General features: G+C 47.8%; 19 protein-coding genes. 6 read left to right on the top strand and 13 right to left on the bottom strand.

All coding sequences use genetic code 11. The annotated features are described in order from the left end of the window. Positions 1 to 45: 45 nt before the first annotated feature. From ABD846_RS01965 to ABD846_RS01955, 3 genes are read right to left on the bottom strand one after another with little or no spacing between them, the layout of a single operon-like run. Positions 46 to 4,368 carry a BspA family leucine-rich repeat surface protein gene (locus ABD846_RS01965; protein ID WP_344822135.1) on the bottom strand — a complete coding sequence of 1,441 codons (4,323 nt, stop codon included), beginning with the start codon at positions 4,366 to 4,368 and terminating at the stop codon, positions 46 to 48. A gap of 49 nt (positions 4,369 to 4,417) precedes the next feature. Beyond that, complete coding sequence (locus tag ABD846_RS01960) at positions 4,418 to 4,795, bottom strand: LytTR family transcriptional regulator DNA-binding domain-containing protein (protein ID WP_344822133.1); 378 nt, start codon at positions 4,793 to 4,795, stop codon at positions 4,418 to 4,420. Positions 4,796 to 4,828: 33 nt separating this feature from the next. Then, on the bottom strand, positions 4,829 to 5,074 hold the full coding sequence (locus ABD846_RS01955; RefSeq protein ID WP_344822131.1) for a hypothetical protein: 246 nt from the start codon (positions 5,072 to 5,074) through the stop codon (positions 4,829 to 4,831). 715 nt (positions 5,075 to 5,789) lie between these two features. On the opposite strand from ABD846_RS01955, the gene ABD846_RS01950 reads away from it, so the two are divergent. Continuing rightward, positions 5,790 to 6,431, top strand: coding sequence for a response regulator (locus ABD846_RS01950; RefSeq protein WP_344822129.1), 642 nt, complete (start codon positions 5,790 to 5,792; stop codon positions 6,429 to 6,431). Between the two features lie 346 nt (positions 6,432 to 6,777). Here ABD846_RS01950 and ABD846_RS01945 read toward each other — a convergent pair whose 3' ends face one another. The 8 genes from ABD846_RS01945 to ABD846_RS01915 form a co-directional block, all read right to left on the bottom strand. Continuing rightward, positions 6,778 to 8,475 (bottom strand): sensor histidine kinase, encoded by a 1,698-nt coding sequence (locus ABD846_RS01945; protein WP_344822127.1) that lies wholly within the window; start codon positions 8,473 to 8,475, stop codon positions 6,778 to 6,780. Position 8,476: 1 nt separating this feature from the next. Beyond that, entirely contained in the window at positions 8,477 to 9,607 is a 1,131-nt protein-coding gene (locus ABD846_RS01940; RefSeq protein ID WP_344822125.1) for a sensor protein KdpD, read from the bottom strand. A gap of 65 nt (positions 9,608 to 9,672) precedes the next feature. After that, positions 9,673 to 11,091 (bottom strand): outer membrane beta-barrel protein, encoded by a 1,419-nt coding sequence (locus tag ABD846_RS01935; RefSeq protein ID WP_344822123.1) that lies wholly within the window; start codon positions 11,089 to 11,091, stop codon positions 9,673 to 9,675. Between the two features lie 73 nt (positions 11,092 to 11,164). Then, positions 11,165 to 11,737 (bottom strand): potassium-transporting ATPase subunit C, encoded by a 573-nt coding sequence (locus tag ABD846_RS01930; RefSeq protein ID WP_344822121.1) that lies wholly within the window; start codon positions 11,735 to 11,737, stop codon positions 11,165 to 11,167. Positions 11,738 to 11,747: 10 nt separating this feature from the next. Continuing rightward, the gene (kdpB, locus tag ABD846_RS01925) at positions 11,748 to 13,787 is read right to left on the bottom strand and encodes a potassium-transporting ATPase subunit KdpB (RefSeq protein ID WP_425568008.1); all 2,040 of its coding nucleotides are present in this window, start codon (positions 13,785 to 13,787) and stop codon (positions 11,748 to 11,750) included. A gap of 17 nt (positions 13,788 to 13,804) precedes the next feature. Then, positions 13,805 to 15,493, bottom strand: coding sequence for a potassium-transporting ATPase subunit KdpA (kdpA, locus tag ABD846_RS01920; RefSeq protein WP_344822117.1), 1,689 nt, complete (start codon positions 15,491 to 15,493; stop codon positions 13,805 to 13,807). Positions 15,494 to 15,497: 4 nt separating this feature from the next. Next, the gene (locus ABD846_RS14740; RefSeq protein ID WP_425568010.1) at positions 15,498 to 15,575 is read right to left on the bottom strand and encodes a potassium-transporting ATPase subunit F; all 78 of its coding nucleotides are present in this window, start codon (positions 15,573 to 15,575) and stop codon (positions 15,498 to 15,500) included. Between the two features lie 288 nt (positions 15,576 to 15,863). Next, the gene (locus ABD846_RS01915; protein WP_344822115.1) at positions 15,864 to 17,192 is read right to left on the bottom strand and encodes a sigma-54-dependent transcriptional regulator; all 1,329 of its coding nucleotides are present in this window, start codon (positions 17,190 to 17,192) and stop codon (positions 15,864 to 15,866) included. Between the two features lie 126 nt (positions 17,193 to 17,318). Here ABD846_RS01915 and ABD846_RS01910 point away from each other — a divergent pair, with 126 nt between their 5' ends. Genes ABD846_RS01910 through ABD846_RS01900 form a run of 3 tightly spaced genes read left to right on the top strand, consistent with a single transcriptional unit; the run spans position 17,319 to position 20,506 of the window. After that, positions 17,319 to 19,076: a DUF885 domain-containing protein gene (locus ABD846_RS01910; protein ID WP_344822113.1), complete on the top strand. Its 1,758-nt coding sequence runs from the start codon at positions 17,319 to 17,321 to the stop codon at positions 19,074 to 19,076. Positions 19,077 to 19,107: 31 nt separating this feature from the next. Continuing rightward, entirely contained in the window at positions 19,108 to 19,920 is an 813-nt protein-coding gene (locus ABD846_RS01905; RefSeq protein ID WP_344822110.1) for a class I SAM-dependent methyltransferase, read from the top strand. Then, a complete protein-coding gene (locus tag ABD846_RS01900; RefSeq protein ID WP_344822108.1) occupies positions 19,904 to 20,506 on the top strand; it encodes a hypothetical protein in 603 nt (200 codons plus the stop codon). Before ABD846_RS01905 ends, ABD846_RS01900 begins: the two co-directional genes overlap by 17 nt. A 133-nt stretch (positions 20,507 to 20,639) precedes the next feature. On the opposite strand, the gene ABD846_RS01895 is transcribed toward ABD846_RS01900, so the two are convergent. Continuing rightward, positions 20,640 to 23,384 (bottom strand): outer membrane beta-barrel protein, encoded by a 2,745-nt coding sequence (locus ABD846_RS01895; RefSeq protein ID WP_344822106.1) that lies wholly within the window; start codon positions 23,382 to 23,384, stop codon positions 20,640 to 20,642. Positions 23,385 to 23,398: 14 nt separating this feature from the next. Then, positions 23,399 to 24,154, bottom strand: coding sequence for a GLPGLI family protein (locus ABD846_RS01890; protein WP_344822104.1), 756 nt, complete (start codon positions 24,152 to 24,154; stop codon positions 23,399 to 23,401). 145 nt (positions 24,155 to 24,299) lie between these two features. Here ABD846_RS01890 and ABD846_RS01885 point away from each other — a divergent pair, with 145 nt between their 5' ends. Continuing rightward, entirely contained in the window at positions 24,300 to 25,682 is a 1,383-nt protein-coding gene (locus tag ABD846_RS01885; protein ID WP_344822102.1) for a sensor histidine kinase, read from the top strand. Then, positions 25,679 to 26,374: a response regulator transcription factor gene (locus tag ABD846_RS01880; protein WP_344822100.1), complete on the top strand. Its 696-nt coding sequence runs from the start codon at positions 25,679 to 25,681 to the stop codon at positions 26,372 to 26,374. The genes ABD846_RS01885 and ABD846_RS01880 overlap by 4 nt, the downstream gene beginning before the upstream one ends. The last annotated feature ends 159 nt before the right edge of the window (positions 26,375 to 26,533 follow it).

The following is a 26,533-nucleotide window of genomic DNA, read 5'->3' as shown; positions in this document are numbered from 1 at the left end:
CAATAAACCGGGGCTCATTCCAAATATCACAGGGCCAGACAGGACCTACTGTACCGTTACATACCCTGTATATACCTGATCGTTCAGTACCAGCCGGATCACAAACTGCCCCTTGGGCAGTGCAGACACATCCAGCTTATACTCCTGAACATCACCCAGAATCAGTCCCCGGTGTTGCTCCTGACCCAACACATCCGTAACAATAAGCTCTCCACCCTTCAGGCTGCCCGCGCCCACACTTAACGTAAGCTCCTTATGTGCCGGATTCGGATACAGGTTCAGCGTACGATCACCCACTTCAAAATCCAGTCTTCGGGTCGGACCATATGCATAACTTCCTCCTTCGTTCACCATTTTCAAACGGTAAAGATTGATTCCTGCTGAAGGGTGCGCGTCTGTAAAGCTGTACCGGCTGTTGCTGCCCTTAGCCATCGTCTTACCTATTGCAATCCAGTTGCTGCCATCGGCACTATGCTCCACATCCATATAACGCACTCCGTCCTCTGTTCCAGTGCTCCATTCCAGTAAGGCCTGACTGTTGTTTTCCTTACGCGCTTCAAACGAAAGCAGATGTAACGGTAGCGGACTCGCGGTGGAGGACGCCACATACCCAAACGTGCTGAAGCTCGTCACCAGGAACTCTGCGTACGGAACACCACGATCTGTACCCAAAGCTACCGGTGTAACAGACTCTGAATTTTTCAATCCGCCTGCTGTAAGATCGTCTACGACATCGTGCGCGGTATGCCGGCTGCTCTTGATCCAGCCTTTAAAAGCCGTACTGCCGCTGCCCGGCCAGCTGTCTGAAACCATCGAAGCCGTATCTGAACCCTGATAATAAACACGAACTTTTACACCTCCGCCTGTTGTATAGCTGCCCGGAGCCACAACGGATTGCAGGCGTTTGGTAAGGCGTATGCTGTTCACACCATCGGTCATCTGATAATAGCCGGAACCGGACGTGCTGTACGTACCTGTTCCTGCGCTTACCAGGCTGCCTGAGTTATCTACCGTTAGGGAAGATGGAGCAAATGCATTACCGTTTGGATCAAAAGACATGATCACTTTACTGAGATCGGAAGACAGCTGATAATCGTCATAACCGGATGCGTTCGTACACGAAGCAATGGACGTACCGCTGCTGCCTGAAGGGAGCAGTGCCGGAACAGCATTGCCCAACATGATCGTGAATAAAGATGAGCCGTTGCCACCCGGCACGAATGCTACCGTATCAAACCTGGCCACGTTACCCGTAAGGGAAGATGCTGTGTACACAGAGGGGGTACCTGTGGAAAAATTCAGATCGCCATCCGTATCAACGACCATCATGATATTGGAAGCTGTGGCGCCGGGGGCCAATGCCAGCAAAGCACTCACATCACCTGCCTGCACATATACACGCTGATTGAAATCAGTGGCCTGAACCCGCCACTCACGACTTAACCGGGTGCCACACAATGACGACGGAAGACCGCTGGTCTGAGTGGTCGACATCGGTGCATAGTTGTTGCCAGCGATCAGAAAAGAATGGCCTGAAGCAATAGACGCATGCGATCCGTTGGCACCTGTAAAATTATTGTCCGTACTGAAGACCAGAGAATCTCCGCCAGTCTGTGATTTGGAGATCTGCTGATCCAGCGATCCTACGCTGTCTCTGCCCAGCCCGAACACATTGTACTGATAGGTACCTGAACCATTCCAGACCGTCGTGCTCCGGGAACTGATATAATCATAAGCTACTCCGGGGCTCAGTGTAATTCCCCACTTCAGCGCCAGGTAGCTCTCCACGCGCATACGATCAAAATAATAAACATAATCTCCGGAATACACAACCATCTCAGCGAGATCACCACTGAAGAAACTGCTTCCGCCTGTGTTGCCTCCTACCAGGTAATCACCTGCAACCGTGGGTAGCGGTGCATTTACGGAGTACACAGAACCATTATTCATACCATTCATATAGGCGGCAAAATATCCACTGCCCCCCCAAGGGTAAGCCGGCCTGTACAAATAAGTGCCCAGCTGCAGACCGCTCATGGCTGCGGTTACATTATAAGATTCACTGCGGGTACCACTGTCAGTCGCTATTCCTGCCGCGCTTACCGTAGAGCGCACAGGATCTGTTGCGAGGTTGTCGTGAGATAATACAGGACCGGAGTTACCGAATCGTCCTATCAGAAACACGGCATAGGAACCATAATAACTTTGTCTGTAACCGCTGGACGAAGCGCTTACCCGGAACAGGTCGTTCACTCCGTCAAAATGCATTACAGGATTATAGTTCAGACTATTGGCGGATAGTGTGGGACGCGATGAGGTTCCTGATTGCAGGAAGTAAGGAGGCACACCGGAACTGACAACGCTGCTACCCCAGGAGTCTACGGGACCGGAGCTTACAGTCGCTCCGCTGTTTTGGGTATACCTACCCGCATCCAGCCACAAGCTCAGATTGGTACCGAATCCGCCGGGAGTCCAGCATTGCATATCATAGTTGATCGTCCAGCCGTCATTCGCAATCAGTGATGCCCGCTGTTCGCGGCTATCGCAATACGTAAATCCAGCTGCTCCCAGCGTAACATTGGTCTTATGCGGTGCTGCCTTCCAGGCAATAAGGATGGAATCGTATTGTGCATTATTCAGACCCGAATAATCCAGCATATTAGCCATGTTGGTCACATTGTCGATTTCCAGGGTAACCAGGTTCCGGTGGTAGCCGGTGGCGCTGCTGAACATTCCGCTCATATCGGCAACATTGCGGGTGTTCCAGCAGGAGATATCCTGATTGAATACTGTATTACTTTGAAACATCCAACTCATGTTCGTAACATGCTGTAATGTGGTATCGCACCAGTTCAATGGCAGATTGTAGTTGCAACTGTTAAACATATAGCTCATATTCCGTACTGAAACAGGACGCCAGACGCTCAGTGATACACCGGCGTTCGTATAACTGCTGGCACCATAAAACATCCCACTCATATCAGTAACCTTACTCACATCCCAGCAGGAGATATCCTGATTGAAGACAGTATTGCCCTGAAACATCCAACTTGTATATATAACGTGCTGCAGCGTGGTATCGCACCAGTTCAATGGCAGATTGTACTTACATGAGGCAAACATACCGCTCAGATATAGTGCCGACACCGGGCGCCAGACGCTCAGCGATACACCGGCATTCGTATAATTGCTTGCTCCGGCAAACATACTCCCAAAATTGGTCACGTTATCGACACTCCAGCAGGAAATGTCCTGATCGAATAAGTAGGCTCCACTGAACATCCCTTGCAAAGAAGTCACACGACTCAGCGTGGTATCGCACCAATCCAGTGGCTTATTGTATTTTGTTCCGCCAAACATATAGCCCATTTCCGTTGCCGACACAGGACGCCAGCTACTCAGCGAAACGCCTCCGTTCGTATAACTGCTTGCGCCATAAAACATCCAGTAAAAGTTGGTTACCTTACTCACATTCCAGCAGGAGATATCCTGGTCAAATACAGTATTGCTATAAAACATAAAATCCGTGCTCGTTACATGCTGTAGTGTTGTGTCGCACCAGTCCAGCGGCTTATTGTATTGAGTAGTGCTAAACATCTCGCCCATGTCTGTTGCTGACACAGGACGCCAGCTGCTCAGCGAAACACCTCCGTTTGTAAAATTTCTGGCGTTGGAAAACATGGCACGGAAATTGGTCACCTTGCGTACATCCCAGCTGCTCAGGTCCTGGTCGAACGATGTAGCTAAACAGAACATTGCACGCAAACTCGTCATATTGCTCACGTCCCAGAGATTGAAGGCTCCGCCGTTTAATGAATAACAGAAAGAGAACATGTAATTCGGATCGGGATTTGCGCTGAGATCCGGAGCATCTACCATAGAAACACGGGTGAGATTTTCGCAATGACAAAATGCGTATGCGAAAGTGGTCCATACAGAACTGCCCCACTGCTCCACCGAGGTCAGTTTCATAGCGTCTCCGCGCAACTCCGGAGGATAATAATTATCCATAAACCGGAAGGAAGTAACACCCGTGTACTCGATCTGGAAACTGGTTTCCGTACCGCCCCAGTCGCTGTTCCTGATCAGCAGGCCGGCACTTACACCGGTGTAGGTCTTCAGTGTGGTTGTGCCGGTGATGTCCTTTACCGTGATATTCACTCCGGACGTCGGCAGCCCTCTGCGCAGGAAAAACTGCCCTACAGGGGTTGCATCTGTGCTTGCGTCACCGCTTGTACCTGTTCCGGGACTCAACGTCGTGTTTACCCGGATAATGAATTGGGCGTTCGACTGTTGCATTCCCAGCATCAGAACCAGCATCGCACCAAACAGCCGGAGGAGAAAGAAATTGCGTAATTGATTTTGCATATTTAATTTTTGATTAGGGTAATAAATTGATCTGCGATGAGCATAAAAATTAAAGTGAGAAGGATAACAGGCGACGATCTTTAGTCCTTTCAACAATCAGGCTGGAAAACGCTTTCATCTTAAAAAGCGTAACCGGAACGTCTATACCGATCTTCAATTTGGCAGTCAGGCGACGTTCCTCGTTATAGTAAATCACGTCAACAAAAAATATGTTCAAACAATAGGACCGGTGAACCTTCAGCATTGAATTGCTTTCGGGCAATCGCGACAAAACTGTTTTTAAGTTTTTAGACAATTTGTACACCCGATCAGAGGTCAGATACATCAACGTATAGGAGCCACAGGCTTCCAGTAAAACGATCTCGTCGAAGTTTACCAGAAAAAGCCTGCCGTCACAGTAAACCGAAATCTCGGGTCTTGTAGTCATTCGTTAGGTAGTAAAACAATAATAAAATCAGATTCAGTCCTGCTCTTCAATATCTTTAAAGAGTCGTCTGTCGTGCTCTTGCGGTTGATCGGCCATAGCAACAGCATCGTTATCGCTTAAACCTGCCTTCTGATAACTGTTGCTTTTACGCAGGAGAGAGGCTTCGGTGTTTACTGCCGTTGCAGAGGATTTCTGTTCCAATTCGTAAAGAATCCTTTCCACCAGCAACAGCCGTTCCGAAAGAGGAAGTTGAATGATATACTGTAGTGGGTATTGCATGAAAATGGTTTTATTAGAGTCCGGCACTAACCGGATAATTAACGATGCAAACTTAAACAGATATATACTATTTTTTATTAATACATATGTTTTAATACTATTATTGACCGTATGGTACTTTTGTACCAATGAATAATCTATATAAATACCTAAGTATTAATATCATCATTTTGTTATTCTGTTTCTATAGATTTGCGATCTATAATTCATTTCCATGAACACGAGAGAACACCCGAACTTTGCGCGTTATTCTCTTTCAACATTATTCCCGCTACCATTACCCTTATTCTTTAAAACAGCAGGAGATTATAGACACGGGAAAATAGAAGCGGACCCAGCCAGATCATCTAAACAGTTCGCTGCCCTGAACGAATCAGATCCGGCTCCGATCCTCAGCCCAAAGTGTAATACAGCCTCCGACCCGGCTGTTGAAGGATATTTTATTTACCAAGATGCCTATTACGTAGATCCCCTGAATTTGCAGAGTAACCGGTTTATCCATACCAGACAGCTAAGGCTTTCTGTACATCTCCCCCCCTTGGTTCACAACCGGAACATACACACCGAACAGCAGGCTATAATACTCACTCCTTATTTAAATGCCCGCTATCCTACGCACGAAAGACGCTATGATCAGGGTATTGCCCAGACGTCTCCGTGCGATGGATAAATGAAATCAGCACACACGTTCACATCACCATCATCCCCATAAAAAATGAGCATTATCAGGATTGCTGTTATAGAGGATAATTCTTATCACCAGGAGTTTATCTCGTCCATTATCAATAAAGAGAGTACTTTGGATTGCGTAGCGGTCATAGACAACGGGCTGGAAGCGGTCTTTCGCATACCTGATCTGGCACCCGACATCGTTCTTGTTGATCTGGGCCTGCCCAATATTGACGGCGCAGATTGTATTGCTCAATTGGCACCCTTATGCCCGGATACAAAGTTCATGGCACTAACGGTAAAGCAAGACGACAAACACATCTTTAAAGCACTACAGGCAGGTGCGAAAGGATATATTTTAAAAAGAAGCACACCGGCGCAGATCATACAGGCGATACATGATATTTATCGCGGCGGAGCTCCGATCAGTAGCGAAATAGCCATAAAAATTCTCGACCACATTCCTTCCCTGAAGAAAAGAACAGGTAATCTGTATGATTCGATAACCAAAAGAGAACACGAAATACTGGAACACCTTTCGGAGGGACTTACCTATGATGAGATTTCCACCAAACTGGAAATAAGCATCAATACGTTTAAATCTCACATCTACCGGATATATACGAAACTAAGTGCCGATAACAGAACAGAAGCATTATTGAAATACTTTGGAAATAGCCGAATGTGAAGTGCTAAACAAATCAAATGGTTTTCTTCACTAAGGACAAAATTACAGCTCACCAAGACGGCTTCAGAAAAGGAACTTTCATTCATTCAGGGCTGGTGTTCAGACAAAGCAAACTGAAAGTTCAGGATCTGTGATGTAAACATTTATCTCAAACTCTAAATGCAGGATTTATTATCCCTGATCAAGCTGCTACAGCGTACGCTCTCTGCGCAATATCTGCCTGTTTCACCGACTATTTGAAGTATCAACTATCTGAAGGGAAACACTGTCTCTGCGCCACAATTTCATAATGTCCGACCCATACTACGTTGTTTTCATTAAGCTATGAAGATACTGAGGGGTGTTGTCATATTGCTGCCGGTAAAGAGAAGCTGAAAACACTTCCCCCTTCTGGGAGATTCCGGAAAGACACTGTGCCTCCCTGAGCTTCGATAAACTCTTTTGCAATAGCCAGCCCAAGTCCGCTACCGCCAAGCTCATTACCAGGAATTTTAAAATAGCGCTCGAACACCCTTCCCGCATATTGATCGTCAATTCCCGGACCATTGTCGCGAACGGAAAACATGACATTGCGATCTGCATAGGTCGCCTCTACCCGAACAAGTCCGCCAGCCGTGCTGTACTTGATCGCATTACCGAGGAGGTTGATCAGCACCCAGGAAGTTTTATCGGCATCTATCAGGATAAGGGGTATATGCTCCGCAACTGAGACGGCAATCTCCACTTTCTTCTCCTCTGCCTGTATATGGAGGGTTTTCAGTGCCTGTACTACAATATCCGACGCCGCAACCTTCTGTAATTTCAGCTGAATGTTTCCTGTCTCTATCTGTGTCATATTCAGCAATTCACTTGTAAGCCGCAGGAGCCGCTCTGCATCTTCCTGAACATTCATAACCATTTCCTGTTGCTCGGTATTCAGTGAACCGGTACGCTGATCGCTTAACAGCTTAAGACTCATTTTAATAGAAGCGATAGGCGTCTTGAGTTCGTGAGAAATCGTTGCAAGCAGATTGGTTTTGGAGATGTCCAGCTCCTTAAATGAGGTGATATTACGCAGCATAAACACTTCTCCGATTGATTGGTCGTCCGTGTGCACAGAACGGTTATCTATGGAGAAATAATGCTCCTTGCCATCCACGATGATCTTCAGCGGTTCGGCTCCGGGTTCGTTTTGCAGGATCATCCGCAGAAGGTCGTTTTTCAACGCAAGGTCAGGTGCATAACGTCCTTTGCTTTCCTGTGCGGTAAGATGCAGCAGATGCTGTGCGGTAACATTGATAAACAATACCCGGCCTTTCGCATCCAGTCCTATTACCCCATCATTCATCTGGTTGATGATCGTTTCTACACGCTGTTTTTCAAACAAGACCTGGTTGATGCTGCTGTTCTCGTAATCGTATAGCTTCTCGGCCATCGTATTAAAAGCAGCAGCCATCTCCCCGAACTCATCTTTATTATCCAGGTAAATGCGCTTACTGTAGTTCTTCTGCGCAATTTCGGTAATCCCTTCGGTGAGCAGACGAACCGGACCGGCAATATAGTCCGGGAAATTTACAGCAAGGGTAAAACTGATCAGGATCAGTACAGCTGTGATAATGGATACCCATAGTCTGGCTGAAGAGGCCTCCTGCATCGCCTGCGCATTTTTATACTCCAGCGCATGCTGGTTCAATCGGTTAATGGTAAGCAGAAACTTGTTGGCTGAATCTATCACAGACGAGTCATTCATCCCTTTTTTGAGAAGTTCGAAATAAAGCCTGAGCTGCTGTGTCGCTTCGCGTTCGCCCTTTTCCGTGATATTTTGCTCCTGCAAACAAAGGTTGTCTGCAAACAGCGCCCGCATATTGCTGTCCCGCAGCCGGGTATTCAATGCATAAGACATCTGCGAGCAATAACGTATTGTCTTGTAATTCGCATCGAGCAAATTCTCCGTATTGTGCGAGATGCGATTGATAAAAACAAATGCAATGACACTAAGCGTCAGCAGCAATACGAAGAGTACGCCAATACCTAATGCGATTTTCGCTTTTATGGTTCGCAGCATATCAGGACAAAATTACCAGATCTATTTTCCGGACAGACAGTGCATTCAGTAATTCTTTGAAAACACCGGTCGCCAGGATGATCTGCAGCAGGCTCAGATGCGGCTTACCGATACATACGGTCGTAATTGCATGATCTTCCACAGCCTGCAATATCCCGTTTGCCACTTTTGTGTGTTGCACCTTCAGCACCTTCGCCCCCAATTCCGTTGCTAATTTAAAGTTGTTTATCAGATGCCGTTGCTTGTCAAGTGCTATTTTATCGGAACTTTCACGAGGTGTCTCCACAAAAAGCACGAACCATTGCGCACTGTAATATCCTGCTAAGCGTGCTGTCTTCCTGACCACAGCTCTTGCCGTACGCTCGTTGCTTCCGATGCAGGCCATAAACCGTTCATGGCGGAGCACCCCGCCCTTGGGTATGGCCATATCTACCCTACGCTCTACCTGACCTGCCACTTCTTTAAGCGCAAGTTCCCGTAACTGGAGTATATGTTCGGGCTGAAAGAAATTAGACAAGGCCCGCTCCACTTTATCCGGCTTATAGATTTTTCCGGCTTTCATCCTGCTGATAAGATCATCGGCGGTGAGATCAATATTCACGATCTCATCTGCTTCCATGAGTACGCGATCCGGTATCCTCTCCGATATTTCCACACCGGTAATTTGCTTTACAATTTCGTTCAGATGCTCCAGGTGCTGGATGTTCAGCGCGCTGATCACGTTAATGCCTGCATCCAGTATTTCCATTACATCCTGCCATCGTTTTTCATGCTTACTTCCGGGAATGTTCGTATGAGCGAGTTCGTCGACGATCACGACTTCCGGGTGCAGATTCAGAATCTGTTGCAGATCCATTTCCTCCAGCGCTTTTCCTTTGTAAAAAGCCTTTCTGTTCGGAATCAGCGTCAGCCCGCATAGCAATGCTGCAGTATCCGCTCTGTCATGCGTTTCAACAAATCCTAATTTTACATCCACGCCATTCTGCATCAGCGCATGTGCATCCTGCAGCATACGGTAGGTCTTGCCCACTCCCGCTGCCATTCCGATGTAAATCCTGAACTTACCCTTGCGGGAGCTCCTGATCAGATCGAGAAACCGGTCTGGTTCATGGTCAGTAAAGTCGGAAGGCATATTTGTCTTTTTAGGATGATCTCACCTTTTGCGGAGCATACAAAAGGAAGCGCTTATATATACCGCTACAGACGGAACAAGACTGCAAAAATGATTTTATTTTCTGTCTTAACCAGGTCCGGAGCCCATCCTGCCGGCAGGGGGGTTGTGGTATAACCGGTAGGGGATGTCACACCGCCATGTCCCGCAAAATAGGGAACGTTCGCCTGACGATGCACGAATTCCATACGCACGGTAAGGCTTTGATTCGGCATCCAGTCGAGATTGGTTGAGCAATCCCACCCTTTGAACTGATCTCCGGGATTTGCACTGAAAGGATGCGTGCCTTCTGTCTTCGTCGGGTTGTTCGGGTCGGGCAAAGGACTTGCATCGCCGGTCGGATACAGCACCAGGTAACGGCCCGGGTTAGTCATGAGTCCACCGCCTATTGTCCATGCAAATTTGTTCTGATGAAACCAGATCCGGCTGTAGAACATCGCACTCAGGAAATATTGCGCCGGACCTTTTGACGGGTCACTGTTACTGAAACCATTTACGCCTCCGCCTTTTTCAAAGCCAAGATCTCCGGTAAGCGAAAAGGCCATACGGCTGATGCCTTTACTCGCGGGACGATTATAGTAGCGCAGCAAAAAACTGTTATCGGAATGGAAGCGCTTGCGGTCCGGGATCATGGCTGCATCGGTTCCGTAATAATCATTGGTAAGCAACTTGATATTTTCGGTGGGGCACCAGGTGATATTGGCACCAACGCCGGGCATACTGTTGAATTTACCATAGCTCTGCCATCCGTTGATAATCCAGGGTTCGATCTTCAGTTTGGTGGATGGAAAAATCTGAACGCGCATTCCATTGAAGAACCAGGGAGTATTGTCCGAAGTGAAGGAAGCCTGGTATTCCCAATTCTCTGCCTGATAATAAGAATTAAGGCCTACATACGACATAAAGAGTCCGGCGTCCACATTTACCGGCACCTTTCCTATTACAAAATGATATCCCGCATAGGCTTCACTCAGGTAGCGCAATGCGTCGTTCAATTGGTACTGACCGCGATAAGGACTGTAATCATTACGGGGAACGACAATTGCACGATTACCGAACTGGGTCATTACTCTTCCGCGTGCGTTCTTATAGTTGAAATCGCCTCCGAATCCGACATACATAATGTTTACTTCATTATGCCTGGCTAAAGCCGTGGATCCCACCACCGTATTATCAATCGGGTTATTGAACGAATAATTGTAATTGGCATCCAGCATAAAGGATCCCGTGAAATATTTTGTCTGTAATACGGATTCACTGCGCCGATCGCTACCATTCTGCCAGGTCTGGTCCTGGCCTTCGAACGGAATGATCTCCTGTTGTACAGAATCGGGAATATGTTCCGCAGTTGTATCTGCATACGGAATTGTAAATGCGTACACGCTACTAAGCGGCACAGTGCCAAGCAAGGTACAAACAGCAAACCGCGTAATTTGTCTTTTCATATGTAAGTATTGATTGCTCATGGATATTTGTATTAAAATTAGTGGGAACTCAGTGATCAGCATAGGATGCAGATCATTTCTTAAGATTATCGTTATACGCCATTCTGTCCAAAGCAATATTCAGCAGAAGGACATTTATGATTGCGGGCCCAAGCAGCGATCTGCTGCAATGATCCTGAATCATTGATTTTATGCGCTTTTCGGAGACATTTCTGGCAGCTGCCACACGCTTTACCTGAATCATAGCAGCTTCATAAGAAATATCAGGATCGAGCCCGCTACCGCTCGCAGTCACAAGTTCGGAAGGTATCTGTGCTTTAATCGCGCCGGGGTTATGTATCAGAAAAGAGTCGATCCGCTGCTGAACCAATTTCAGATACAGCTTATTGAAAGGCCCTTTGTTGCTACCTCCCGATCCCGAAGCATTGTAATCCACGGCAGAAGGGCGGGACCAGAAGTAACGATCCTCAGAAAAACGCTGAGCGACTGCTATATAATATCGCTTACCTGAATACCGTATCGTGACACCATTACCTCCTCCCGCTGAGGCCTTTGCAACTACAAGCAGCAATGCAGGGTACAGCCCGCAGAGTAAAAGCGCACATAGCAGTGAGAGTACCAATGAAGATAAAATTTGCTTTTTCATCGTATGAATTTTAGAAAAAATGCCCCACAAGCAAGTCGATCAGTTTGATCCCGGCGAACGGGATAAGCACACCACCCAATCCGTAGATCAACAGATTTCTGCTAAGCAATACCGTTGCGCCGACAGGCTTATAAGACACCCCGCGCAATGCAAGCGGGATAAGCAGAGGAATAATGATCGCATTGAAAATGACAGCCGATAAAACAGCACTCTGCGGACTATGCAGCTGCATCACATTCAAGGCCCGCAACGAAGGAATGGAAACGATAAACAAAGCAGGAACGATAGCGAAGTATTTAGCCACATCATTAGCAATGGAAAAGGTGGTGAGCGTCCCTCTTGTCATCAGCAACTGCTTACCGATTTCCACGATTTCAATCAGCTTGGTAGGGTCATTGTCCAGGTCTACCATATTACCGGCTTCCCTTGCTGCCGCGGTACCGCTGTTCATTGCAACGCCCACATCAGCCTGCGCCAGCGCCGGCGCATCATTAGTACCGTCCCCCATCATCGCAACGAGCTTACCGCTCTGCTGTTCTTTACGGATGTACGCCATCTTATCTTCCGGCCGGGCTTCTGCAATAAAATCGTCCACGCCTGCTTTCCCTGCTATATACTTTGCCGTAAGCGGATTGTCACCGGTTACCATCACGGTCTTAACACCCATTTTACGGAGACGGTAAAAACGTTCGCTGATACCCGGCTTGATGACATCCTGCAATTCTATAACGCCCACTACGCTTCCATTCTCAGCAACCACCAGCGGCGTGCCGCCGTTTGAGCTGATCTCACTAACCGTATGCTCCGTTTCCGGCGGAAATATGTTTCCTGCCTTTGCCACCAGATCGCGGATCGCATCAAACGCGCCTTTCCTGATCCTGGTATGATCATAATCAATGCCGCTGCTTCGGGTTTCGGCAGTAAATTGTATAAAGCGGGGGTTGGCAATCTGATAGACAGACGGGCGCACACCTGCAAGTTCAATGACAGACTTTCCCTCCGGTGTCTCATCTGCATAGGAGGACAAAACCGCGCACCGGACAAAATAGGATTCATCTATTCCCGGTGCAGGGTAAAAATGTGTCGCTTTTCGGTTACCAATAGTAATGGTTCCTGTTTTATCCAGCAGAAGCGTATCCAGATCACCGGCTGTTTCCACCGCCTTTCCCGACTTAGCGATAACATTGGCTCTTAAAGCTCTGTCCATTCCCGAGATACCTATGGCGGAGAGCAGGCCACCGATAGTGGTAGGGATCAGACATACAAACAGCGCGATATAAGAAGCGATGGGAATAGAAGTACCGGCGTAAGAAGCGAACGGCTGTAATGTGACGCATACGATCACGAATACAAGTGTGAACCCTGCCAGCAAAATAGTAAGTGCAATCTCATTCGGTGTTTTCTGACGGGATGCACCTTCTACCAAGGCGATCATTTTATCCAGGAAACTTTCACCCGGATCTGTAGTTACCCGAACCTTAATATGGTCGGACAGGACTTTCGTTCCACCTGTTACAGAAGATTTATCGCCGCCAGCTTCGCGGATCACGGGCGCAGATTCGCCGGTTATCGCCGACTCGTCTATAGTAGCGATCCCTTCCACAATTTCGCCGTCCAGCGGGATAATATCCCCTGCATCGCAGACATAAAAATCTCCTTTCCGCAAAGCAGAAGACGGAACAGACTCCGGTTCATTAATAAATACTTCCCCGATCAGCTGGATGCGTTTTGCAGGAGTCTCTTCTCTCGTTCTGCGCAAAGACGCCGCCTGGGCTTTACCCCTGGCCTCAGCCAACGCTTCCGCAAAATTTGCGAACAACAATGTGACCAGTAAAACCGAAAAAATGATCAGATTGTAGGCAAGTGAACCCTGCGAATGTTCTCCGGTAAATATCCAGATGCACACGGCAAGCATTATCGCAGTACCAATCTCGACGGTAAACATGACCGGGTTGCGGAATTGCACTACAGGATTTAATTTGGTAAAAGACTGAGCGATTGCACGCTTCAGCAACGACCATTCAAATAATCCGGAACTTTTATTTTCCATAGCATTCATTATTATTGTTAATACTGACTCAGCCATTCGGCAATCGGACCCAGAGCCAGTGCGGGAAAAAACGCAAGTGCGGCCAACACCACTTTCACTGCCAATATGAGCAGCCCGAATGCCGGTGTATCCGGCTTCAGCGTTCCGGAACTTTCGGGTATGTATTTTTTTGAAGCGAGCAAACCGGCAATTGCCACCGGTCCGATTATCGGAAGAAAACGGGAAAACAATATGATCACCGCAGTAGATATATTCCAGAAGAAATTATTGTCCGATAAGCCTTCAAAACCACTCCCGTTGTTTGCCGAAGAAGATGTGTACTCATACAGCATTTCACTGAAGCCATGATAACCGGGGTTATTAAGCCAGGAATAACGGGCAGCCATATGAGTGGAAACAGCGGTTCCTGCCAGTATGAGGAACGGATGCAGTAAAGCAATGATCATAGCGATCTTCATTTCACGGGCCTCCACTTTCTTTCCGAGAAACTCCGGTGTTCTGCCAACCAGCAGTCCGCCTACGAAAACGGCGAGTATCAGGTAAATGAAAAAATTAAGAAATCCTACTCCTACACCACCGTAGAATGAGTTAATCATCATGCCCAACATCATATTCATGCCTGATAAAGGCATAAAGGAATCGTGCATACTATTAACAGAGCCCGTGGAGATTACCGTGGTTGCAATACTCCAGTAAGCAGAAGCCATAGCCCCGATACGTATCTCTTTCCCTTCGACATTACCATGCGGTTGCGCAATACCCATTTGTGCAATAGCCGGATTACCGGCAACTTCGGATTGTATTGCGGGGATAACCAATGCAAGAAAGCCAATGGTCATTACAGACCATATAACCCAGGCCAGCTTTTTACGATTCAGATAGAAGCCCATTGCAAACACCATTGCAAAAGGCAATAGTGTCTGGGCAACCATCTGCACCATATTAGTGAGGTATACGGGATTTTCCAGCGGGTGCGCAGAATTGGCTCCGTAAAAACCGCCGCCATTTGTGCCGAGATGTTTGATCGCCACAAAAGCAGCGACGGGACCACGACTTACATGCATGGTATCACCCTCCATTGATACGACCGTATCAGCTGCGGAATAATTCATCGGTGTACCCTCAAACACATGAATCACGGCTATGAGCACGCATAGCGGCAAAAGAATACGGGTGCAGCTCCTGAGGAAATAATAATAAAAGTTTCCAAGCCTGTCGCCGGTACGCTCACGAAGTGCACGGAATACAACCGCTGCGGCAGTCATTCCTGTGGCAGCGCTCACAAACTGGAGAAACATCAGCGCAAAAATCTGCGTAAAAAACGAAGCACCTGTTTCTCCGCTGTAATGCTGAAGGTTGCAGTTACAAAGAAAAGAGATAGCGGTATTCAATGCCTGATCGGGAGATTGATCCGGAATTCTGTCCGGGTTAAGCGGCAGCCACGACTGGTTCGCCAAACAGAAAACGGCCCAGAGAAACCAGATTGTATTAATGACAAGTAACGACTTCAAATGCTGCTTCCAGGTCATTTCTTCCGCAATGTCAATACCTGACAATCTGTAGAACAATTTCTCCACCGGTCCGAAAATACGATCAGCAGATCCGGGCAGTCCCGCGTAGACATTTGCAATATACTTACCCAGGGGTACCGCCATTAACAACGTAACGACGAACATCAACAGTACTCCTGCCATCTCTCCATTCATATAATCAGAATTTTTCCGGCTTCACCAGGACGTAAGCCATATAAACAAATACGCTTGTGGCGATGATTAATAGTGCGATCATATCAGATTGTTTCGAACCAGTCTATCGTTTTGCGGAGCAGGCCGAAGCAAACGAGCGTGGCTATTATCAGAATTGCAGTGTTCATATATTGTTTTGCTTTAGCAGTTTTTGTGCGTCTGCCTTCTGTATTGCCAATGACGTTCCATTCCGGGCAGCTAAACACTTCAAAATGTGCGAAACGGCCGCAGGAGCGGATTACAACGAATAAAAAATCAAGCCGGCCAGTAGTCACCATGAAAAAAGCTTCTCATTTTGAGAAGCCCGTATATCAGAATGAGAGGATTGCGTCTATTTTAAACCGTACTCTTCCAGTTTACGGTACAGTGTAGCCAGTCCTATGCCCATGAGCCTTGCTGCCTCGGTTTTATTTCCCTTCGTATGCTGCAGCACTTTGCGTATGTGTTGCTTCTCCACGCTAGCCAGCTGAAAAGATGCCTGCGCGTCCTGCCCGGATGTCGCCTGCTGGATAGATAAAGGCAGGCTTCCGGGCATAAGTATCCCGGTGTCTTCCAGGATAACCGCCCTTTCCATGGCATTCTTCAGTTCCCGGATATTACCCTTCCACGGATAGTGCACTATCGCCAGCATGGCTGTGTCTGAAATAGCAGCTATTGACTTACCTGCCCTGCCCGCATAGAAAGAAAGAAAATGCTGTGCCAGTGCAGGAATATCTGCTGCACGGTCCCGGAGTGCACTCAGCGTAATGGTAAATACGGCTATCCGGTAATACAAATCGCTGCGAAAGACACCTTTCTCTATTTCATCCTCCAGGCGCCGGTTAGTGGCCGCGATTATACGGATATCTGCTTTCAGCTCTTTCGTATCTCCCACACGCATATACGTTCCATTCTCGAGGAGTCGCAGTAATTTCGGCTGCAGGTCTACCGGCATTTCCCCGATTTCATCCAGGAAAAGCGTTCCGCCATTTGCCTCCTCAATCAATCCCTTTTTATCTTTCACCGCACCGGTGAATGCACCTGATTTGTGGCCGAACAGTTCACTTTCCAGTAAATCCCTGCTGAATGCGGAGCAATTCAGCGCAACAAAAGCGCTGCCCGAACGTGCACTTCCTGCGTGAATGGCATGGGCAAATATTTCCTTACCGGTTCCGGTTTCCCCCATCAGCAGTACCGCCGTATCTGTGGCAGCTACTTTACGGGCAAGGCTTATGGCCTCTCTTGTAGCGGGACTATCTCCGATTACGGATTCGAAAGCGCCCCCTCCCGGCATCCTCACTGTTCTCTTTTTTTCCTGCCGGATAACGGTGAGCTGACTCAACACAGGAATGATCTTCTCATTGTCGTCTCCTTTAACGAGATAATCAAACGCGCCCCGCTTGATCGCTTTCACCCCGTCCGGTATGTTTCCGTAAGCAGTAAGCAAAACAATGTCCAAAGCCGGGTACGCTTCTGTTACTTCCCCGACAAAATCAACACCATTACCGTCCGGCAGCTTTACATCACACAGCACAATATCAATTCCCCCGGATGCAAGCAGCTGACGACCGGAAGCAAGACTGGCAGCCTCTTTCACCGCATAGCCTTCCAGGCTGATAATACGTTTCAGCAAGCCCCGCAGCTTTTCTTCGTCGTCAATAATGAGTATTGTGGGATTCATCGATGCAAAGGTATCTAAGTTACCGACACCAATTTAATGCTTTGACAACACGAAAGTCCGCCGGAATCTGCACGTTTTCCCTGGCCAACGGGCGATCTTTGTATCTTTATTGCAGATACTTACGCAATGAAACAACTATTCATGATTGCAGCCGGAGCCTGTATGATAGCTTCATGTACCGGCAATGCAACCGAACAATCTCAGAAAAAAAGTAAAAATTTCCACGACTATACTGAGCGCTTCACTTTACAATTGTGGAAGCAGTTTCCCGGTTTCGGCAGCGCCATGGGCTTTCACGCCTGTGACAGTGTTTTGCCGATACCCGACGAACAGACCAGACTGGCGGATGATGCTTTTGCAAAAGCGCATCTCGACTCGCTGAATGCGTTTGAGCTCAGCGATCTTTCTGATAATGACCGCACAGACTACCTGATGATCCGTAACTACCTGCAGTCGGTGATCTGGAGTAATGATACCGAAAAAGCCTGGCAGTGGAACCCTTCCCAATACAATGTCTGCGAACGCTTTGCAGAAATCCTGAACGGGAGTTACAGTACACTTGAAGCGCGTCTGCGCAGTATTTCCGTGCGGCTGGGAAATGTTCCCGCTTATTATGAAGCTGCAAGGAAAAACATCCTGAACCCTACGAGGGAGCATACACAGCTTGCTATCGACCAGAATACCGGAGGCGCTTCCGTATTCGAAAAAGACCTGCCGGAAAAGATCAGAGCCTCGCAACTGGACAGCAGCGAAAAAACAGCAATGCTGGACAAATGCCGCAATGCAGCTGAAGCGATCCGTGATTTTGCTGCCTGGCTGAAAAGCAATCCCAACCCGCAACCGCGCTCCTTCAGGTTAGGCAGGGAGCTGTATCAACAGAAGTTTGCTTACGAAATACAATCCGGCAGCAGCCTCGAAACAATGCACGAACGTGCGCTGGCACGCAAGCGGGAATTGCACGGGCTTATGTTCAGCACCGCGCAAAAGCTCTGGCCTGCATACATGGGATCTAAAGTCGCCCCCCGTGACAGCCTGCAGCTCATCCGCCAGGTGATTGACAAAATATCGTTGAATCATACCACCCCGGACTCCTTCCAGGCAACGATCGAAAAACAGATTCCCGAACTGGTAGCATTTGTAAACCGGAAACAACTCATTACGCTCGATCCCTCCAAACCATTAGTGGTACGCAGAGAGCCGGATTACATGGCGGGTGTGGCGGGAGCATCTATTTCGGCTCCCGGTCCTTACGACAAGAATGGCAACACCTATTATAATGTTGGTAGTCTGTCCGGATGGCCTGCAGACAAAGCGGAAAGCTACCTGCGCGAGTACAACCGGTACACACTGCAGATCCTGAATATCCACGAAGCAATACCGGGCCATTACACGCAGCTTGTATATGCAAACCAATCGCCGAGCATCATCAAAAGTATTTTCGGAAGCGGCACGATGATCGAAGGATGGGCAGTATATACAGAAAGAATGATGCTGGAGAATGGATACGGAGCACCCGAAGGCAGTAATGAAGCTACTCCCGAAATGTGGCTGATGTACTACAAGTGGAACCTGCGCAGCACCTGTAATTTCCTGCTCGACTATGGAGTGCATACCGCAGAGCTTTCTGAAGAAGCTGCGATGAAGCTGCTCACAGAAGAAGCTTTTCAGCAAAAAGCAGAAGCAGAAGGAAAATGGAAACGCGTATCTGTGACCCAGGTACAGCTGTGTTGCTATTTCACAGGCTTTTCTGAAATCTATTCATTACGGGAAGAGATGAAACAAAAACAGGGAACGGCTTTCAGTCTGAAGCAATTTCACGAACAATTCCTGAGCTATGGTAGTGCTCCGGTAAAATATATCAGAGAAATGATGATCCGCAAGTAAAACGATACCACCACACCTAAATACAAAACATATGGACTATATAGCCATTAATAAGGCGCTCTGGAATGCCCGGACAGAATTGCATATCGATTCTGCATTTTATGATATGGGCAGCTTTTTAAAAGGGCAGAACTCGTTAAAGGAAATTGAGCTCGCACTGCTCGGCGATGTGAGCGGTAAGTCGGTATTGCACCTGCAATGCCATTTCGGCCAGGACACGCTTTCGCTCGCACGCATGGGAGCCGAAGTCACGGGCGTAGACTTTTCCGACAAAGCAATTGAAACAGCAACAAAGCTGAGCGAAGATCTGGCGATTCCGGCCACATTTATCTGCTGCAACCTGTATGATCTTCCGCAGCATCTCGACAAACAATTCGACTACGTATTCACCAGCTACGGAACCATCGGCTGGTTGCCCGATATTGACAAGTGGGCATCCGTGGTAAGCCGCTTTCTGAAGACAAACGGGAAATTTATTTTCGCGGAATTCCATCCCGTTGTGTGGATGTTCGACGACAATTTCGATCACGTGGCCTACAACTACAGTAACAGTGATCCGATTGTGGAAACGATCAGCGGCAGCTATGCCGACAGAAACGGAGCGATGCAACAACAATCAGTGGGCTGGAATCATGGTCTTGCCGAAGTGATCAGCGCATTGCTTAAAAACGGATTGAGCATCGAAAGCTTCAGGGAATATGATTACTCGCCTTACAATTGCCTTCCCGGACTGGAGGAGGTTGAACCGGGAAAATTCCGCGTGAAAAAGCTGGGCAATCATATACCAATGGTGTACTCTCTTACTGCTGTTATTAAAAATCCGGCTGATGAGCACAAACAATAAGCGGTTCACAACAGATCTCACACAGCACAGATACAGGATTACAGCAGACGGACCCATATCCGACATATTCAGAAATCGCGGTCTGAATGATCTGCATACCGCTGCAGACTTTATCCGGCAACTACCTTATGGCCGCAATCCGGATAAGCATCGTCCCGAAACAATATTTACGGATGGTTGTGCCACCTGCAGCACAAAGCATGCTATCCTGAAAACCCTTGCGCTGGAACATGACTGGGATGAGATCGGGCTGTTCATCGGGATTTTCAGGATGAACGGAACAAATACCCCCAAAGTGAAAGATGTATTGAAGGCTAACCGTTTGCAATATATTCCCGAAGCACATTGCTATTTAAAGATCAACGGCGAAATTCTGGATATTACCACGGTGCAATCCGGTCCGGAACAATTTGTGCCTGACCTTATGGAGGAACTGGAGATACTGCCTTCACAGATCACGGAATTTAAAGTAGCCTATCACAAGGCGATTCTCAGAATGTGGCTGGAATCGAATCCGGAACATGCGCTCAGTCCGGATCAGCTCTGGTCTGTCCGGGAGCAATGCATCCGTTCACTCAGCATATAATTACAAAGCCGGACTGGTAAGAATACCGGTCCGGCTGCTATGAACTACGAGACGGATACACGTTCAGAAAATGCCACAATATCAATATCAGCTGGCGGCCGTATGCTTAGAATGATGAAAAACGGCCACCGCCTTAATTGATTTCAATACCTCCCGGGTTGTGTTTGCCTACCTTATTTAATTTATAGTTCAAGACGATCATGAAATATCTGGAAAGAATATTGGATCGTTGTTCCACTAGATAATTCTGCTCTGCCGCCCTTACCACAGACTGATTCCTGTTCAGCAGATCGAAACCCTTCAGTGTGATACTTGCGCGCTCATTCTTCAGCAAAAAACGGGTCAGCTCCGCTTTCACCAGAGGCACCGTTATCTGATCGGAAAAGCCACTTCCGGTATACCGCGTAATATCTGCGGACACCTGCGCAAACCAATGCTTACCCGATTGCCAGCTGATCGTTCCGGAACCGCTGTATACGCCATAAATTGCATTCTGATTTGTGTTCACCGAATAGCGGGAATCGGTGATACGCGCCGTACCGCCAAGGCGCACCGTCCACGCCTCCCGGTGTCTGTTGGAGATGTTCATGCTGAGTTCGTGCGTGAAATTGGTATTCGTGTTCTGCACGTCATTGATCGGGCTCACAGAACGGGATATCGTTTCACCCGCTTCGATGCTGTACGTGATACGAAGCGGCTTTATAGGGCGGCTGTAGGAAAGCCGGCCGTTGAGATCAGCCATATAAGAGGTGTTCACCCATAGTATGCGCTGACGCAGATCCGGCAGTATCGTCCGGGAAGTATTGATCTTATCCTGCGTGTAAGACGCATTCACATAAGCAAATAACGAACTCATGGAAAACTGGTCGAACATCTGGTAAGTCAACATCAGGTTATGCCGGTATTCGGGTTTCAGGTTCAGGTTTCCGGTGATAGCGGATAAGGGGCTTGTATAGTAGGTAACGGGTATCATCTGGTTTGGAGCCGGTGTGTTGATCTGCGTACTGTATTCTGCACTCACATTATGATGGCCCGGAAATTCTTTCCGCCAGTAAAAAGATGGTAACAGGTACCTGTAATCCCGTGAACTGATGTTCATGGACCTTGTGGCCGGATTCATACTCACCCATTGTCCCTGTACATTTATATTCCATTGAAGTTTTGAACTGCTGTATTTCAGGCTCATCCCGGGAGTGATCTGGTATACGTCATTGCGGAAGTGCGGACTCAGAGAGTCGATCTCATTCTTCTGATCGCTCAGAAGTCCCTGACTACGATTCAGCTGCTCTTTCCGGTAAACGAAGTTGATACCCGGCTGTAAAAAAAGCAGTCCGCCCAAAGCTCTTGTGGTATTTACATCGAATGTGGATACTTCCTTGGTGTTATGGTTTTGCCGGTATTGCTGATTGACGATTGACCCGGGAGTGTTCAGAAACTCAGTAACATTGGTCCATTCCGCGTGATCAATTGCACCTGAATACCCCTGGCTTCCATACATCTGAAACAGATTACCCAATCGGCGGGCTTTATGCACATAGGAAGCTTCCGTAGTCAGGTCAATTACATTCCCGACACCCGAAGAATGATCCTGCAGTTGATTCTGTAAAGCCGCATCGCTATACGATCTGGCCAAGGCATCCGACGTTGCGTTTTTATTTTTAACCTGCCCTTTTGCCTGCACGGTTATCTGGTTCAGAGAATCAAGGTCGTTGCGCCAGCGCATACTGAGCCGGTTAGCCAGATCGTTATTGTTGCGCTGATCGTACTCATTGGTAGTGTATGTCGCACCGGACGGCAGGTAGTTCCTGGAGAACGTGTTGTTCGTAACATCCTTGGTAGTGGTGTTGGAGAGATAGCTTATGTTTAAACGGTTTTTAGGTCTTGGCTCATACGTGTAGTTGAGTCCCAGCACCCCGGAACTCACGTTTCCGGAAGGCTGCTGACCGAAATTCATCGGAATATCGTCACTGCTCATATCCACACGACCGCCGCCGCCCAGCGCGGATAAACCGCCATTGAAGCTGAGGTAATCGTTAAAACTGAACCCTGTCTGATTGATATTATTCAGCATGCCTATGCCCGCGAGTTGCTCCTTGGGTTGAAACCGGAACACACGTGCTGCGCCTTCATAGCGTTGATTGCTCCCGACGCCGGCTTCCACATTCCCGAAGTAGCCACCGTGTTTCCCGTCTTTCAATACGAGATTGATTGTCTGATCCCGCTTTCCGTCATCAATACCCGTAAACTCGGTCTGGTCCGATTTCTTTCCGAATGTCTGTACATGACTCACGGCATCGGCAGGTAAATTCTTTGTTGCCACCTTTGGATCATTCCCAAAGAACTCCTTACCGTCTACCAACACTTTGTTCACATCTTTACCCATCGACTTGATGTTACCCGCTTCGTCAACCTCCACACCGGGAAGCTGGCGCAGCAGCTCTTCCACAGGAGCGTTCGGCTTTACACGATAGGAGCCCGCATTGTACTCAACGGTATCGCCTTTCAATCTTACCGGAATTTTATCGCCTGCAATTACGACTTCGCCCAGTTGATGAGCGGCAATATTATCCTCAAGTGCGACATCCGGAACAGACTGACCGGCCTCCTTCCCAACGTGCAGTTTCTGATAGTATGTATAATAGCCCACCAGTGAGATCTGCAACAGGAAATCTCCCTCCGGTGCGTCTTTTATCAGGAACAGGCCATTGGACTGAGAAATGGCGAAGGTTTCCATCGTTGAGTCTTCGGGATGCAGTAAGGCGACCGTAGCATTGGCAATCTGCTTACCCTGCTCATCGGTCACTTTTCCCGAAAGCTGGGATGCATGGGCAATAGAAGTGCTCCCTGCAATGAAAAGCAGGATCAGGATGTGTTTCATGAAATATAAATGATTTAGTTACCGATAGTCTGTATTACAACATCTGTTCCTGCGCCGCTGAACTGACTTTTCATCTCTGCGCTCTTCTGACGCTGAATTTCTGCAAACTGTTGGCTGGTAACTTTCTTACCCCTTGTCGGTTCCTTTATTTTTTTCTCAAGTCCCGCGTCGCCTGCTTCTATTGCCGTAGCCTTCACGCTCATATTGTCGCCAAAACTGGCTTCAAGAATGAGACCCGGCAATCCGCCTATATATTCCGGCCCGGCAGGCACCGGAAAGTCAGTCGTAAACCAGGCAGTGATGGTATCCTTATCTTTCACTGTAGTAGCTTCCATAACGGGGTGACCGAGTATTGATTTCTGGTTACCGGTCATTTTCCATTTCGCTTCCGGCCATTCATCCGAAATAAGGAAAGTCCGGCCCACAAGTTCTTGCTGAAACACCTGATGCTTCGCGTCAAAATCGCGGAATAAAGATTCCTCTGTTGTACTTGTCTGCATGCGGATGACCATCCCACCTGCGGACAACTCCTGGGGTGGCGCCTCCTTCACTGCATCATTTTTGTACAGAGAGCGTGCAGGAGTGAATAGCAGGATTTTCTTTTCCGTAGTTTCTTTCGGCATCAGCGCACGGATGTTTTCGGGTATATCATCCATGTTTCCGGGTTTCATATGAATGACCCTGTCGTAATGTACAATACCCGATTGCTGGGCTTTACCGGTGTAAGCATATACGTTCAGGAGAATCGTCATCGTAATAATTCGTTTCATAGCTTTTGTATTTTTAGTGTGATGGAACAAAAGTATCCGCACGTTTTCGGGCAACAGGTTAATGCCTGACCAATTATGGTTAATTAAGGTTAATCGGAAGCAGCAATAGACGCACTTATAATTTCTTTGCATCAGAAATCATTCTATGAAACAGAAGTACAGAAAACGATTGCAGCTGATAGGACTCATGATGGTCTTCAGTATTCTGCTGCTCATCCAGTTCAGTGTAAAATGGCTGATCGCCCAGTATAAGGATGAACATCAGATCCTCGCGGACAACCTGAATGAGTTGCTCGGCAAAACGCGCGAACAAATGATCGACTCTGCAATTCATATCGAGTTTACGACATCCCTGCCTGCCGATACACTGCTCCTCCAGGATACGCCTTCAACCAGAATACAAACCGTTGCAACGATCAACAGAACAACAACTGTTTCTTTCGGCAATCAGGACAGCCTGTCCGAAGCCACCCAAAAAGAAATCGCTGCTCACGCCAACGAAGTAACAGGCGAAATGGAAAACGGTATCAAACGGTATATGATCCGCCTTGACCCGAATCTGGCGGAAAATATCGCGTTTATGGATTCAGGAAAACTGTTGCGTGTATTCAATAAAGTTGCGGACTCTGCCTTTCATCTTCGTGCAGACCGCCAAACAGACACCACGCGCGCGATCGTGCTGGACACGAAACTGGGTTATTATCTGTCTGTAGATAATTACAATAAATTCCTGCTTAAAAAGATAGGTCCTGAAATAGGGTTTGTAGCCCTGCTGATATGCCTGTGCAGCGGAGCATTTGTACTGGCTTATGCGACACTCAGAAAACAGCTGTTACTGAATGCCCACAAAGACAACTTTATCAGCAATATGTCGCACGAATTAAAAACGCCTGTTGCCACAGCTAAGGTTGCTATCGAAGCACTGGCAAAATTTGACGGGATAGAAGATCCGGTAAAAACCCGGGATTACCTGCAGATGGCGGGCTGGGAAATAGACAGGCTGGAAACACTTGTGAACAATGTATTGAGCAATGTGCAATTGGAAGACGGTCGTTTGCACATGCAATATGACCGTGTCGATATTACGTCGATGACACAACAACTGCTGAAAAACATGCAGCCGCTTTTCCGCGAAAAGCACAAGCACGTCATGTTCGATTCCGACGGAAAAACTGCTGTGGTACACGGAGACAAAACCCACCTGCAGGGATTAGTGTACAACATCATTGACAATGCCCTTAAATACGGCGGTGGCAACATCCACGTCGGCATCCATAGTGATGCCGTTGAAACAAAGCTTACCATTTCCGATGACGGAGCAGGAATACCTCCGGCTTTCAGCAATAAAATTTTTGAACGTTTCTTCCGTGTACCCTCCGGTGACGTGCATGATGTTAAGGGATACGGACTGGGACTGAACTACGCTAAATACGTCGCAGAAGCGCATCAGGGAAATATACGGCAGTTCAACATCCCTGGCGGCGGTGCAGCATTTGAAATCACCCTACCTTTAAATGTTGCATCATGAAGACGAAAATCCTCTACATAGAAGACGAGCTTTCAATGGCGCGTATCGTATCAGAGACTCTGAGCTCCAGGGGTTATGAGGTGATGCACCGCGAAGATGGCGGACGCATACTGGACGTGATCAGCAGCTTTGGTCCGGACCTGTGCCTGCTGGATGTGATGTTGCCTGCGATCGACGGATTCAGCCTCGGCTCTATGATCCACAATCTGTACCCTGCATTGCCGATCATCTTCATTACTGCAAAAAGTCAGACTACAGATGTTGTATCCGGATTCTCTTCCGGCGGCACAGACTATATACGCAAGCCTTTCAGCATGGAAGAACTGATGGTGCGTATCGACAACCAGATCCGTCTCTCACAGAATAAACAGACAGGCAACAACGAAGGTGTATCGGATATTCAGCTTGGCTCGCTTCTGTATATTCCATCGCGACTTGAGTTGCAACACAAACAAACGGTCATCAAATTATCCAATCGTGAAGCAGAGATATTGAACGTACTATGCATGCACCAGAATCAGGTGATCGACAGGAGAAAATTATTACAACTCGTTTGGGGAGACGACTCTTTTTTTCATTCCCGGAATCTGGATGTATACGTGCGTAAGCTCAGAGAATATTTTGGTAATGATTGCGGCGTGGAGCTCATCACACTTAAAGGAAAAGGATACCACTTCTCTGTACGCAATTAAATGCACAAGCATCTGAAACAGTAGCGTACAGCAGCTTCCAGCGTATGATGACCAATGGTCCTCAATAAAAAATCCGATCGCATATTCATTGCATCGTTGCGGAAACGATCTTTCAGCGATGCTATCGCCGGCTTTCGATCGCAGCTTTTATACACGCAC

Origin of the sequence: Rurimicrobium arvi (genome assembly GCF_039540495.1) — a bacterium.
GTDB lineage: Bacteria > Bacteroidota > Bacteroidia > Chitinophagales > Chitinophagaceae > Rurimicrobium > Rurimicrobium arvi.
This window is presented reverse-complemented; position numbering and strand designations above follow the sequence as displayed.